The following is a 12,662-nucleotide window of genomic DNA, read 5'->3' as shown; positions in this document are numbered from 1 at the left end:
GGATAACTTAGGTTATCCGGTTTTTACTTTAAACTTAGAGCCTAAACAATGCTCTAGGTAAATTCACACAGATTATTTAACCTGTTTAACATGGCCATTTTCGATATGCAGTTTCGTTGTATAACGATCCGCTGCTTTATCATAATTAAGGTAACCGGCATCAACTTGACGCTGCAAAGAACGGGTAACACCGCGCATAACTCGTTCTGTACGATGCTTGAGCGATTGCGGATTATGAGCGAAAATACTCATAACAGTCGTTGCCAGTTTATTTGCCATCTGGGTGTCGATAACCAGATTCACATCACCAACTAAGCTTTTTGCTGAACCAAGGACAAGCCCGCGAATTCCCAACATCTGAACCATTTTAGGGTCAATTGAGCCAACTGATTCACTGCCTGAAATAGAAATTTCTTTACCATTATCCTCAACTTTCACCGGATCTAATGTAAGTTTGGCATTTTGATAAACTGACAATAATTTATTGGCAAGGATTTCGTCTCTTTGATAACCGTGAGCTTTAACAAACGCACCATTTTCTTGGAAAATACCCAACAGGTCATCCATCGCTTCAGTACTGATATTACTTACAGTAACCTTGGCCTCACCATTAGCGATTTTGCTGCCTTTGATATCAAGATCAGACAGTTTCAAGTCCATTGTTGATGTCAATTTTTTATCAGCAGCACTTGAGGTAAAGTCAATATTAATCCCACCAAGCTGATAAGTTTCATGTTTACCATCATCACTAGCGAAATAATTAGTTGCAACAAATTTAGATGGTGCAATGTGAATTGAACTCGTACCTGTCCACATATATTTGGTATCGCTTACGCGAGATTGACTTGATTTAGAGTCAACTGCGCCAAGGGTAAAATCAGCCTGAACGACACCTGGCTTATAGCTGCTGTAATCCTGCCAATGGAAACCATCCCAGTGGAATTTGCTTTGTACTTTATCGTGTGAAGAGTTACGGCTAATAGTTAACTGACCCGCTTTCACATCGAAGATATCAGCCTCACCTTGGCGGCGATTAGGCTCATGTAGGGTACGAGGTACAATATTGATAGTGGCTTGGTTCACATCACCAGACCAGTTCAGAATTGTTGTCGCGGTAAGTGGGGAGCCATCTTTAAACAACTCACCAAACAGCTCATTAGCACCACGATCGTATTTAAGTGCAGGGTTATCAATAAAACCACATTTTGGATCTTGTGATTTCGCTAATAACTTAGAATCAGCTTTAACTAAGTTGCCTGAGTAAAAAGTGCCATAACCAAAATCAAGTTTGCTGCTAATATCAAAACACAGCTTATTATCCGGATGACCCTCTTTATGGACTATCACGCGAGTAACCGTATCTGCAGTTAAACCATGATCTTCATAACTAACATTTTTTAATTCGGCTGCTAAATCATGTTTAGCCAATGTATCAGCGATATTTTGTGGAACCTGAAGCTCAGTAAACTTAGGTTTAACCTTTGATTTAACGACATAAGGAGCTGCAACTAGACCTGCTGCAACAACGACAACGACCGCTGCCGATACGGTAACTTTTTTATTCATATATATCTCTCACCAACATCCCTATCCAGATGGGGGATTCATCCGGTAAATGATGTGAATTGATCTTTTAATCCATTAATTTTGTGCTATTTTTATTTTCTAATTAGTGAAAATATTCTTCTGATTAGAAAAACAGCCTGAATAGCCTGAAAGAGCAAGCTATTTATTTGAGCAACGGAATAATACCGACTAACGAAACGCATATCTATAGGTATATCTATAGAGAGGTGTATCAAAAAACCGCTCTAAAAGTAATGATTGACCATTAAAATCACAAAAAATTCTGTATAAACAATAAGCTAATCAACTTTATTACTTAATAAAAAAGTATTAAATAATTTTAATTTAGACAAAAAAACCCGAACTTTTTAACGTCCGGGTTTTGCTCAAAAATCCAATTATATGTCTGACTAACCGCCAAGATAAGCGTTTTGTACCTGTGGATTACTGAGTAACTTCTCACCCGTGTCTTCAAGAACAATTCGACCATTTTCCAAAACGTAACCTCGGTCCGCCAGTTTTAGCGCTTGGTTAGCATTTTGTTCCACTAAGAAAATGGTCATCCCATCTTTGCGCAGCTTTTCAATGGTTTCAAAAATCTGCGCGATAATAATGGGTGCAAGTCCTAGTGATGGCTCATCTAACAGCAATAATTTGGGCTGGCTCATAAGCGCCCTTGCAACCGCTAACATCTGCTGTTCACCACCGGACATGGTGCCTGCGCGCTGTGAACGGCGTTCTTTCAAGCGAGGAAATAAGTCAAACATCTGGTGCATCAGCTCCTGCTTTTCACTCACAGTGGCAAAGAAAGCTCCCATGTAGAGGTTTTCTTCCACCGTTAAGCGAGAAAAGATTCGCCGCCCTTCTGGCACAATGGCCACATGCGTGCGCATAATTTCAGAGGTTTGCTGATGGGTAATATTTTGCTCATCGAGAAAAATTTCACCGCTACTGGCACGAGGATCGCCACACAACGTCATCAATAACGTGGTTTTCCCTGCGCCATTGGCACCAATTAAACTGACAATCTCACCCTTTTCGACATGCAATGATACATCGTCTAACGCCTGGATCTGCCCATAATGAGTCGATACGTTAGCAAATTTAAGCATACTCATTATGACTCTCCCAAATACGCTTTAATGACATCTGGATGGGCTCGAACTTGCTCTGGCGTGCCGTCAGCGAGAGGCCGGCCCTGATTGACCACATAAATGTAATCAGAAATTTCCATCACTAACTTCATATCGTGTTCAATCAGTACGACAGATATCTTTTCGTTTTCACGCAGACCGACAATCATCTCGTTCAAATCAGCCGTTTCACGCGGATTTAACCCAGCAGCCGGTTCATCAAGCATCAATAACTGCGGCCCGGTAACCATACAACGCGCAATTTCTAAGCGCCGCTGCTGACCATAAGCCAAATTGCCAGCTAGACGGTTCGCATAATCGAGCAAATCGACCTTTTTCAGCCAGTATTTCGCGTTTTCCAAAGCTTGTTTTTCACTATTGCGAAAATTAGGCGTTTTGAACAATCCAGATAACAGATTGGTATTGAGATGGTGATGCTGGGCTATCAGTAAATTCTCGATAGCGGTCATCTCTTTAAACAAACGCACATGTTGGAATGTTCTGACCATCCCTTTACGAGCAATTTTATGGCCTGGCAATCCCTGCACCGCTTCACCATTAAAGAGAATTTCACCCGAGGTCGGTTTATAAAACCCGGTGATACAGTTAAATACGGTTGTTTTGCCCGCACCATTGGGTCCGATAATTGAGACGACCTGCTGAGGATTAATCTCAAGAGCCACGCCATCAACCGCGAGCAGACCGCCAAAACGCATGGTCAGATCTGTGACTTTTAATAAACTTTCACTACTCATCGACACTCAGCTCCATTTTGGGTCGGCTCATTGGCAATAATCCTTGCGGTCGCCAGATCATCATCAATACCATCATCAAACCAAACAGAACCATTCGATATTCACTAAACTCACGAGCAAGCTCTGGCACCACCGTCATAATAATGGCAGCTAAGACCACCCCAACTTGAGAGCCCATTCCCCCTAAAACCACGATAGCCAAGATGATGGCTGATTCCATAAAAGTGAACGACTCGGGGCTAATAAAGCCCTGACGAGCAGCAAAGAAACTACCGGCAAATCCGGCAAAGCTTGCGCCGATGGTAAAAGCGGTGAGTTTAATAACCGTTGGGTTTAGCCCCAGCGAGCGACACGCAATTTCATCATCACGCAGCGCTTCCCAAGCGCGGCCAATTGGCATTCTCAGCAAACGGTTAATCACAAATAAGGTGAATACCACCAGCAAGAGCGCCATCAAATACAAAAAGATCACTTTATGATCCGAGTTGTAATGCAGGCCAAAGAAGTGATCGAAAGTATCCCAACCGCCATCGCGAGCATGGCGACTAAACTCCAAACCAAATAAGCTTGGTTTAGGAATGCCACCAATCCCATTCGGGCCGCCAGTCAATCCAGTTAAGTTATTGAGCATAATGCGGATAATTTCACCAAACCCGAGTGTCACAATCGCTAAGTAATCGCCGCGCAAACGCAGCACCGGAAAGCCTAAGATGAAACCAAAGAAACCAGCAAGTACCCCAGCGATTGGCAGACAAGTCCAAAAGCCAAAACCCGCATAATGGCTTAATAGCGCATAACTGTATGCACCAACCGCGTAAAAGCCGACGTAGCCCAGATCGAGTAATCCAGCGAGGCCAACAACAACGTTTAGCCCCAACCCAAGCATCACATAAATAAAGGTTAATGTGGCTAAATCAACCGCGCCACGGGAGACGACAAACGGCCAAATAATAGCCGCAGCGGCCAGAAAGCAGACCAGATAACGATAAAGCTTTGGCGCTTCTTGAGGTGAAGGAACTTTGTAGGAGCCTTTGGGTTTGATGCTCTCCCAACCACTGTGTAGTGGGCGAGAAAAAAGTTGAAAGACAAACACCAACACACAACCAATCCCCAACAATAGCCAACGCGGACCATCGGACCAGGCAAGCACCAAACCGTTAGGATTTTGTTCAAGACGGATCCCAAGTAGCCATCCAGCTAAAACCAGAAAAACTAACACCGAGATCAGCGCTGATTTGAGATTTAAATGCGTCATACTTTTTCAACCTCCGGACGACCCAGAATGCCAGTTGGCATAAACAGCAGAACAAAGCACAACAGTAAAAATGAAACCACATCAGAATATTCTGGGCTTAAATAGCCAGCGGTTAATGCCTCAGTAATACCGAGTAACATTCCCCCCAGGACAGCGCCAGGAATCGAGCCAATTCCGCCCAGGACAGCGGCTGTGAAAGCTTTAATCCCGGCGATAAACCCAACATACGGATTAACCACCCCGTAATAAACGCCCAGCAGCACCCCAGCCACTGACGCAAGAGCCGCCCCAACAATAAAGGTAAAGGCGATCACCTTATTGGTGTCAATTCCCAGTAAAGCAGCCATTCCTAAATCTTCAGAGCAAGCTCGGCAAGCCTGGCCCATTCGCGAACGGGAGATATAAGCAGATAACACCGTCATTGCTAAGAATGTCACCGCAAAGATCACCACCTGCATGTATGAGATAGTCAGATGAAACCCTTGATCTGGGCCGATAACCCAACCACCGCTAACCAATGTCGGCAATGCCACATCGCGGCTGCCTTGCGCAGTTCGCACTAGGTTCTGCAAGAAAATGGACATCCCAATAGCAGAGATCAAAGGAATTAAGCGGTTACCGCCACGCAATGGACGATACGCAATGCGCTCAATACTCCAACCATAAACGCTGGTCACGAGCATACTGATGGCAAAAGCCCCGATAAATAGCAGCGGCACATTATCAAAGCCAGCCATCATCAATGCTGAGAGCACCACAAACGCAATGTAAGTGCCCACCATATAAATTTCACCATGGGCAAAGTTGATCATGCCAATAATGCCGTAAACCATGGTGTAGCCAATAGCGATCAGCGCATAGGTACTACCTAGCGTCATGCCATTGACCAATTGTTGAATAAAATAAAAGAAGTGTTCAGACATAACCGCCTCAAACGAACGAAGGACAAGTTAAAACTCGAGGCTGGTTGACCACAATAATCGAACGGGTCAAAACCAACCTCATAGTTATCAACAGCTTGTAACCTAGCTTGTATGCAAACTAAGTCTTATTGCAGTTCAGTTGAGGTTGCATCAGCATGCCAACGGAAAACACCAAAAGAGAATCCTTTCAGATCGCCTTTTTTATCCCAAGTTAAAGGACCCATAACCGTTTTCACGCTGTTAGCGCGCAGATAATCAGCTGCCGCTTCAGGGTCATCACCATTGGCTTTAATCGCGCTAGCAATGGTTTGGACTGCAGCATAAGATGTCCAAACGAATGGGCCGCTTGGGTCTTTGCCTTCGCTTTTAATCAGTTTTACAATGGCCGCGTTTTCAGGTGATTTGTCATATTTTCTAGGCAATGTAACAATCAGCCCTTCAGAGGCTTTACCTGCAATCGCTGACAAGTCTTTGTTACCCACACCTTCAGGTCCCATAAACTGAGCTTTAAAGCCTTTTTCAGCAGATTGACGCAAAATAAGCCCTAATTCAGGGTGATAGCCGCCATAATAGACAAAATCAGCATTTTCCTGTTTGAGTTTTGCAATCAGCGCGGAGAAGTCTTTCGTGCCACTGGTAATCCCATCAAAGGACACCACTTTCACACCGGCTTTTTCTAAAGTTGCTTTTACAGCAGTTGCGATCCCTTCACCATATTGCTGTTTATCATGAACAATCGCGACCCGTTTCGGTTTAATATGTTCAATAATATATTTACCCGCAGTTGGTCCCTGATCGCTATCTAGACCAATGGTACGAAAAATCATTTTATAACCGCGAGTGGTAATACCAGGGCTAGTTGCCGCTGGAGTAACCATCAAGATACCTTCATCTTCATAAACATCAGATGCAGGCTGAGTTGCACCAGAGCAGAGGTGACCAACGACAAAATGTACATCATCGTTCACGATTCGGTTCGCAACCGCAACCGCTTGTTTTGGCTCACAAGCATCATCGTAATCCACTTCTTCGAGTTTTTTACCGTCGATTCCGCCTTCTTTATTGATCATTTCAATCGCTGCATGCGCGCCGTTAAATTCCATGTCGCCATATTGCGCAACAGGGCCAGTTTCAGGTCCTGCAATAGCAATTTTAATCGTATCAGCGGCGTTTGCGTATGAGGTGCATCCAAACATAGCCAAGGAAACAGCCAGAGCAGCTGTTGAATAAGTCCATTTTTTCATGTGATTCTCCGTATAATCACTTATTGTCATTTTGATGTGATGTTGTGTGTACGCAGGACATTGTATTTATAGCTTGTCCTGTCATGGCAGTTTTATACTAAAAATCCCCTGCCTTAATAGCATTTTTACCCCAAATCGGTGCATCTGAGCAAGCGTAGAATACAGGCTCTGCGGGGCTTGAGGCTTAAATTGCAGCGCAATAATCTAGATTTTTAGATAAATAAATTTGATGTTTTTAACAAAAAGTAAAAATTTGAAGCTTACCGCTAATATTGAGTGAAAAATCAGCACAAATATCTTAATTTTTAATTTTCTAAAAAACTCAATAGGAACGACAAATGTGGAAAATAACAATAAATAGAGAATGATCTACTGCCACGGGGCAGTAGATCGATAGATGACTAGGCTTGGATACCGCTGTGACGCAATAAAGCATCAACTTTTGGTTCGCGGCCACGGAAGGCTTTAAACAGTTGCATCGGCTCTTCAGAACCACCTTTTTCCAGGATATTGTGTAAAAATGCTTGCCCAGTCTGTTCATCAAAAATGCCATTTTCTTCAAACAGTGAAAATGCATCAGATGAAAGAACTTCAGCCCATTTATAACTGTAATATCCAGCCGCATAGCCACCAGCAAAGATATGTCCAAAACCGTTTTGGAAGCGGTTAAATTCAGGCACTTCAAGCACAGCGACTTCATCTCGAACATCGTTAAGCACCTGCTGAACACTGAGCGTAGCCGGGTCTTGGGAGTGCAGTGTAAAGTCAAACAGCGCAAATTCTAGCTGACGTAACATCCCCATTGCTGAGTGATAGTTACGCGCTGCGAGCAGTTTATCGAGCATATCTTGCGGCAATGGTTCACCGCTTTGGTAATGCCCTGAGATAAAGCTCAGCGCTTCACTTTGCCAGCACCAGTTTTCCATAAACTGGCTAGGCAGTTCGACAGCATCCCAAGCAACGCCGTTAATCCCAGAGACATCAGCCACGTCAATCTGCGTCAGCATGTGATGCAAACCATGACCGAATTCATGGAATAAAGTCAGCACTTCATCATGGGTAAATAACGCCGGTTTATCCCCAACAGGACGGTTAAAGTTGCAGGTCAGATACGCAACAGGCAGTTGGATTGAACCATCTGGCAATTTGCGACGAACCTGACATTCGTCCATCCAAGCGCCGCCACGTTTGTGCTCACGAGCATACAAATCAAGATAGAATGATGCGCGCAGCTGGCCGAGTTTATCGTAGATTTCAAAATAGCGAACTTCCGGGTGCCACAACTCAACCCCATCCCCCGGGCGAACATCAATCCCATAAAGGCGATGCACGGTTTCAAATAACCCTGAAAGCACTTTATCTTCAGGGAAATAAGGCCGCAGTTGTTCATCTGAGATGGCGTATTTATGTTGCTTGAGTTTTTCGCTGTAGTAGGCGTTATCCCACGCTTTAAGCTCTTCAACACCGTGATTTTCACGGGCAAAGGCCTGCAGCTCAGCTAGTTCTTGCTCACCTTGCGCTTTAGAGCGTTTAGCTAAATCGTGTAAAAAGCCCATGACCTGCTCGGTACTTTGCGCCATTTTGGTCGCCAAAGAGAGCTCTGCATAGTTCTTAAACCCAAGCAATTGCGCTTTTTCATAACGAAGTGCGAGGGTTTCTTTAATCACATCCGTATTATCAAACTCACCAGCATTAGGCCCAAGTTCTGAAGCGCGAGTCGTATAAGCGCGATACATCTCTTCACGAAGAGCGCGATTATCAGCATAGGTCATCACCGGCAGATAACTTGGAATATCGAGCGTTAATACCCAACCATCAAGCTCTTTGGCTTTGGCCGCTTGAGCCGCCGCTTCTAGTGCTGACTCAGGCAAACCGGCCAAGTCGTCTTTATCCGTCACATGTTTAAACCAAGCGTGGGTTGCATCAAGGATCTGGTTGGAGAATTTTGAAGCCAGCTCAGATAACCGCTGGCTAATTTCACCAAAGCGTTTTTGTTTGTCTACAGGCAAGCCAATGCCAGATAATTCAAAATCACGCAGCGAATCGGTAATCGTTTTTTGCTGCGCTTGGGAATAAGTTGCAAATTCTTCGCTATCTTTGAGGGATTGATAGGCTTTATAAAGCCCCGCGTGCTGGCCCAGATAAGTGCTTAATTCAGATAATAAGGGCAAGCAGCTCTCGTAAGCTTCACGCAGTGGCTCAGAGTTCATCACCGAATTCAAATGGCTCACTGGCGACCAGATTTTGCCTAAACGATCAGAGATTTCCGTCAGTGGTGAGACAAAGTTATCCCAGCTATACGTATCATTGGCGACGACCTTTTCAACAACTTCACGATATTCTTTAATCGCCTGTTCGACAGCTGGCTTCACATGTTCAGGACGGATCTGTGAGAACGGGGGTAACCCTTTTGCTTCTAAAAGCGGATTGGACATACCAACTCCTTTATATTCGGCGGGATTTTATTGTTAATTTCTAAAATATGGGGGTAATCGATGCGTAAATCAACCGTTAACTATTTCCCTCAAATTACTTTAATTAATTGGTTTAACCAATAAATCAATTTACTAATAACCATATGACCTGCCGAACAGTTCTCGTTATACTCAGGATATCTAAAACCAACTCAATAATCGGGAGAAAACCCCATGACACAGTCAGTCCATGAGTATGACTATTTATGTATTGGTGCAGGAAGCGGCGGTATTGCTTCAGCCAACCGGGCCGCAATGTATGGTCAAAAAGTCGGAATCATCGAAGCCAATGAAGTGGGCGGTACCTGTGTCAACGTCGGTTGTGTGCCTAAAAAAGTAATGTGGTTTGGCTCTCAAATTGCCGAAGCAATTACCAAATACGGCACAGATTATGGTTTTGATGCAACCTTAAACAAATTTGATTGGTCCACCTTGGTTAAAAATCGCCAAGCTTACATTGACCGTATTCATGGCTCGTACCAACGCGGTTTTAACAACAATGGTGTTGAGCGCATCAATGGCTTTGCAAAGTTTGTTGATGAACACACACTGGATGTGAACGGTGAGCCGTACCGCGCTAAACATATCCTCATCGCAACTGGTGGACGGCCACAACTACCGAACGTACCGGGTGTCGAGTACGGCATTACCTCTGATGGTTTCTTTGCCCTCAATGAACAGCCAAAACGCGTAGCTGTCGTCGGTGCCGGTTACATTGCGGTAGAACTTGCCGGGGTTTTGCATGGTCTGGGCAGTGAAGTCCATCTGGCGGTACGTAAACACGCACCACTGCGTAGTTTTGAGCCAATGCTTTATGAAACACTCGTTGAGATCATGAGTGAAGATGGCCCAACATTACACACCCACAGCATTCCAGAAAAACTGGAAAAACAATCTGATGGCAGCCTGACATTAAGCTTTGAAAACGGTAACAGCTTAAATGTTGACTGTGTTATCTGGGCGATTGGCCGCGAACCCAATACCGACAAACTAAACCTTGAAGCCGCTGGTGTTCAAACAGATGGCCGTGGATTTATCACTGTCGATGAGTACTCAAACACGGCAACGGATGGTATTTACGCCCTTGGCGATGTCATTGGCAAAATCGAGCTGACACCGGTTGCGGTAAAAGCGGGGCGATTATTAAGTGAGCGGCTGTTTAACAACAAACCGACGGCGAAAATGGACTATGACCTAGTTCCAACCGTAGTCTTCAGTCATCCAACAATTGGCACTATCGGTTTAAGTGAGCCCAAAGCTAAAGAGCTTTACGGTGATGACAATGTAAAAGTCTACACCTCAAGCTTTGCTGCAATGTACACGGCCGTTACCAGCCATCGTCAAGCCACTAAAATGAAACTGGTTTGTGTCGGTGAAGATGAAAAAGTCGTTGGCCTGCATGGCATTGGCTTAGGGATGGATGAAATTCTGCAAGGCTTTGGCGTTGCGATGAAAATGGGTGCAACCAAAGCAGACTTTGATAGCTGTGTGGCCATTCACCCAACCAGCGCCGAAGAGTTTGTGACCATGCGCTAGGCTCTCACTAAAGCATACTCCGGTAGCCACTCGTGCTGCCGGATTTTCCAATACAAGCAAAAAATTCTTAGTGAGAAGAAAAGTTAAAATAATGAAAGTACAATTGTGGTACTAACTAATGCCTTTCCGACTGCACAACAGCTCACATAATATAAATAAAATTGTTTCACAAGATAGTTAATCTATGCTTAATTATTATGGTATCTTCAAACAAAAAGCGACAGATATTTTGTTGAAAGCACAACTGAACTATGTATAATTTGCGCGATTTTCCCAAGGTAAATTACAATGAAAATTATTGACATAGCAGAGCCTAAAGCTCGTCCTGTTAAAAAGGCCAGCAATAACTCCAATACTCTTAGTAAAGCTACTGTCTCTTCGATTCATCAGAAGAAAAAAATGATCGCCTTCGAAAATGCAAAGAAAAACCTAAAGGTAGCTGCAAGCAAGCTTGATTGGTAGCGTCCCTATATCCGATAATATATTCCTATATGCATCGTCTATAGGGATATATATGCCAGCTCAAACTGTTAAAAATTTATCTCCTTCGCAACCCTCTTCAGCCGCTAACAGCAGCTATAAAAATTCTCTTGAAGCAATACGCTCCAGACATTCCCAAGAACTTGTAATCGGTTTATGTGGAGCAGTTGGCTCAGGAGTTAAACGGCTCAAAGATGCAGTAATTACTGAGCTAAAAACAGCTAATTATCATGTAGAACACATTAGACTAAGTGAACTAATTGCAGCTACACAACCGAATCCAGAATCGGTGCGGAGTTTAAGTGGCTTTACTCGCTACACTACCCTACAAGACTTAGGGGATGAGCTACGGAAGAAACATTCAAATATTATTGTGGCAGAGATGGCAATTCGCCGAATCCACCTAATCAGAAATGCCATGTTTGGAAATGGTAACGATGATGGAAACGCCGTAAAAATCACAAAAAAAGTCGCTTATGTCATTGATCAAATTAAGCACCATGATGAAGTAGCTCTGTTCCAAGAAGTCTACAGAAAAAATTTCTATCTCATTGGCCTTCTAAGGACAAAATCCCAAAGACAACAAAACCTCAAGGAAGAAGGAATTACAGACAGTGTTGAAGCAACAAAGCTCATAGAAAGGGATAGAAATAGTAATGACAAATTCGGTCAACATGTGGAAAAAGCTATCCAAATGTCAGATTACTTCATCAGAAATCTTGATGACACGACTGAGCTTAGCTCATCGATAAAAAGATTCATCAATCTAATCCATGGGGTAGGTAACTACACACCAACTAGAGATGAAAGGGGAATTTACTCAGCGCATTCAGCATCACTTTCTTCGGCGTGCTTATCTAGACAAGTGGGTGCAGCTATAATGGATGGAAAAGGTAATATCATCGCCACTGGCTGCAATGATGTTCCTCAATTTGGAGGAGGGCTTTACGATCATGAAAGCAAAAAAGATCAGCGTTGTTATAACAAATCAGGATGTCAAAACGATAAACATAAGTTACAACTGAAAAATCAAATACAACATATTCTTGCTGATGAAGGGGTTCCCGAGCCAGAAAGAATTGCTAATATTATTTTCAACAATTCAAAAGCGAAATCGCTCATTGAATACTCCAGAGCAATACATGCTGAAATGGATGCAATTATCTCTCTAGCCCGCAATAGTGGCGCTAACTCTATGGGGAAAACACTATATTGTACCACTGAATCGCCACTGATTTCCTAGACACCTTTTAGTTAGATAAACTAGCTAAAAAAAGAGGTGTCCATGAGCCATAA

10 protein-coding genes are annotated in these 12,662 nt (G+C 43.6%); 3 read left to right on the top strand and 7 right to left on the bottom strand.

Annotated elements, in window-relative coordinates; translation table 11 throughout:
- Positions 1–72: 72 nt before the first annotated feature.
- The 7 genes from ABTQ23_RS17505 to prlC form a co-directional block, all read right to left on the bottom strand.
- Complete coding sequence (locus ABTQ23_RS17505) at positions 73–1,566, bottom strand: DUF945 family protein (RefSeq protein WP_408617049.1); 1,494 nt, start codon at positions 1,564–1,566, stop codon at positions 73–75.
- A 410-nt stretch (positions 1,567–1,976) separates the two neighbouring features.
- Entirely contained in the window at positions 1,977–2,678 is a 702-nt protein-coding gene (locus tag ABTQ23_RS17500; RefSeq protein WP_408617124.1) for an ABC transporter ATP-binding protein, read from the bottom strand.
- A gap of 5 nt (positions 2,679–2,683) precedes the next feature.
- Positions 2,684–3,454 carry a high-affinity branched-chain amino acid ABC transporter ATP-binding protein LivG gene (livG, locus tag ABTQ23_RS17495; protein ID WP_408617048.1) on the bottom strand — a complete coding sequence of 257 codons (771 nt, stop codon included), beginning with the start codon at positions 3,452–3,454 and terminating at the stop codon, positions 2,684–2,686.
- Positions 3,447–4,709: a high-affinity branched-chain amino acid ABC transporter permease LivM gene (locus tag ABTQ23_RS17490; protein ID WP_408617047.1), complete on the bottom strand. Its 1,263-nt coding sequence runs from the start codon at positions 4,707–4,709 to the stop codon at positions 3,447–3,449. The genes livG and ABTQ23_RS17490 overlap by 8 nt, the downstream gene beginning before the upstream one ends.
- Entirely contained in the window at positions 4,706–5,632 is a 927-nt protein-coding gene (gene livH / locus ABTQ23_RS17485) for a high-affinity branched-chain amino acid ABC transporter permease LivH (RefSeq protein WP_408617046.1), read from the bottom strand. The genes ABTQ23_RS17490 and livH overlap by 4 nt, the downstream gene beginning before the upstream one ends.
- A gap of 125 nt (positions 5,633–5,757) precedes the next feature.
- Complete coding sequence (locus tag ABTQ23_RS17480) at positions 5,758–6,876, bottom strand: branched-chain amino acid ABC transporter substrate-binding protein (RefSeq protein ID WP_408617045.1); 1,119 nt, start codon at positions 6,874–6,876, stop codon at positions 5,758–5,760.
- Between the two features lie 401 nt (positions 6,877–7,277).
- Positions 7,278–9,311 carry an oligopeptidase A gene (gene prlC, locus ABTQ23_RS17475; RefSeq protein ID WP_408617044.1) on the bottom strand — a complete coding sequence of 678 codons (2,034 nt, stop codon included), beginning with the start codon at positions 9,309–9,311 and terminating at the stop codon, positions 7,278–7,280.
- A 213-nt stretch (positions 9,312–9,524) separates the two neighbouring features.
- Here prlC and gorA point away from each other — a divergent pair, with 213 nt between their 5' ends.
- The 3 genes from gorA (at position 9,525) to ABTQ23_RS17460 (ending at position 12,609) form a co-directional block, all read left to right on the top strand.
- Positions 9,525–10,886 (top strand): glutathione-disulfide reductase, encoded by a 1,362-nt coding sequence (gorA, locus tag ABTQ23_RS17470; RefSeq protein ID WP_408617043.1) that lies wholly within the window; start codon positions 9,525–9,527, stop codon positions 10,884–10,886.
- Positions 10,887–11,174: 288 nt separating this feature from the next.
- On the top strand, positions 11,175–11,348 hold the full coding sequence (locus ABTQ23_RS17465) for a hypothetical protein (protein WP_408617042.1): 174 nt from the start codon (positions 11,175–11,177) through the stop codon (positions 11,346–11,348).
- 52 nt (positions 11,349–11,400) lie between these two features.
- Positions 11,401–12,609, top strand: a complete 1,209-nt coding sequence (locus ABTQ23_RS17460) for a deoxycytidylate deaminase (protein WP_408617041.1) — start codon at positions 11,401–11,403, stop codon at positions 12,607–12,609.
- Positions 12,610–12,662 lie beyond the last annotated feature (53 nt).

Origin of the sequence: Celerinatantimonas sediminis (assembly GCF_046054195.1) — a bacterium.
Taxonomy (GTDB): domain Bacteria; phylum Pseudomonadota; class Gammaproteobacteria; order Enterobacterales; family Celerinatantimonadaceae; genus Celerinatantimonas.
Note: the sequence above shows the minus strand (reverse complement) of the source record. Positions and strands in the feature narration are given on the sequence as shown.

What these genes read in the sequence shown, in the direction of transcription:
- ABTQ23_RS17500 (WP_408617124.1), bottom strand. Translation starts at nt 2,678, where the DNA reads ATGCTTAAATTTGCTAACGTATCGACTCATTATGGGCAGATCCAGGCG.
- ABTQ23_RS17490 (WP_408617047.1), bottom strand. Translation starts at nt 4,709, where the DNA reads ATGACGCATTTAAATCTCAAATCAGCGCTGATCTCGGTGTTAGTTTTT.
- prlC (WP_408617044.1), bottom strand. Translation starts at nt 9,311, where the DNA reads ATGTCCAATCCGCTTTTAGAAGCAAAAGGGTTACCCCCGTTCTCACAG.
- livH (WP_408617046.1), bottom strand. Translation starts at nt 5,632, where the DNA reads ATGTCTGAACACTTCTTTTATTTTATTCAACAATTGGTCAATGGCATG.
- ABTQ23_RS17480 (WP_408617045.1), bottom strand. Translation starts at nt 6,876, where the DNA reads ATGAAAAAATGGACTTATTCAACAGCTGCTCTGGCTGTTTCCTTGGCT.
- ABTQ23_RS17505 (WP_408617049.1), bottom strand. Translation starts at nt 1,566, where the DNA reads ATGAATAAAAAAGTTACCGTATCGGCAGCGGTCGTTGTCGTTGTTGCA.
- gorA (WP_408617043.1), top strand. Translation starts at nt 9,525, where the DNA reads ATGACACAGTCAGTCCATGAGTATGACTATTTATGTATTGGTGCAGGA.
- ABTQ23_RS17460 (WP_408617041.1), top strand. Translation starts at nt 11,401, where the DNA reads ATGCCAGCTCAAACTGTTAAAAATTTATCTCCTTCGCAACCCTCTTCA.
- livG (WP_408617048.1), bottom strand. Translation starts at nt 3,454, where the DNA reads ATGAGTAGTGAAAGTTTATTAAAAGTCACAGATCTGACCATGCGTTTT.
- ABTQ23_RS17465 (WP_408617042.1), top strand. Translation starts at nt 11,175, where the DNA reads ATGAAAATTATTGACATAGCAGAGCCTAAAGCTCGTCCTGTTAAAAAG.